Below are 738 nucleotides of genomic sequence, written 5' to 3'. Positions count from 1 at the left end.
CAAGCGTTCCATCGCCATCGTCGCCGACCTCCTCGGCCGAAACCCATACGAGCACGGCAAAAAATCCGCCTCAAAAATAGGCTCCAACACAATCTTGGCCGCCGCCTGGACCACCCGGTCCCGAACCGTCGGAATACCCAACGGCCGCTTACCGCCCTGCGGTTTGTCGATCTCCACCCGACGCGCCGGCGCCGGGCGATACACGCCCTCGCGAAGGTCACGGCGCAACTCACGCACCATGCGGTCCACGCCGTAATCCTCCACCGCAACCAAGGTGACACGATCCACCCCGGCCGCACCCTTGTTCTTACGCACCCGCTCCCACGCCTCCCACAAGACGTCACCCCTGTAGATACGGTCATAAAGGGCGTGGAAACGCCGATCCTTAGACTGCTTGGCCGCAGCCCATAGCACCCGTTGCAGTCCTCGCACTTTCACCGGCGAGACCACCAACGGCTCCTCGACGGCTACAGCAGGCGATGACCCGCCGGGGTAATTGGACCGGGCGGACCCGGTCATGCCCTCGCGCTTACCCGCTTGGCGTGCATGATCAAAGCAGGGGCCCTTCCCTCCCGGCGTGTCTCTCACGCCGATCAGCGGTACTACGACCCCCTCGGACTCCCGCTGCCCTCCAAGAGACTTCACCATCGGCTTATACCCTTGATCTTTGCCCGACACAGGCCTGGACCTCCCCCGTTTTCCCGGAGACTTTTCTATCTGGGATCGGTGCCCTCGGGT

General features: G+C 63.6%; 1 pseudogene. It reads right to left on the bottom strand.

From position 1 onward, the window contains the following. Nucleotides 1-450: pseudogene (locus F6Q13_RS18535) on the bottom strand (group II intron reverse transcriptase/maturase); the annotation flags it as partial. Nucleotides 451-738 lie beyond the last annotated feature (288 nt).

Source organism: Mycobacterium sp. (genome assembly GCF_008709575.1).
Lineage (GTDB): Bacteria > Actinomycetota > Actinomycetes > Mycobacteriales > Mycobacteriaceae > Mycobacterium.
This window is presented reverse-complemented; position numbering and strand designations above follow the sequence as displayed.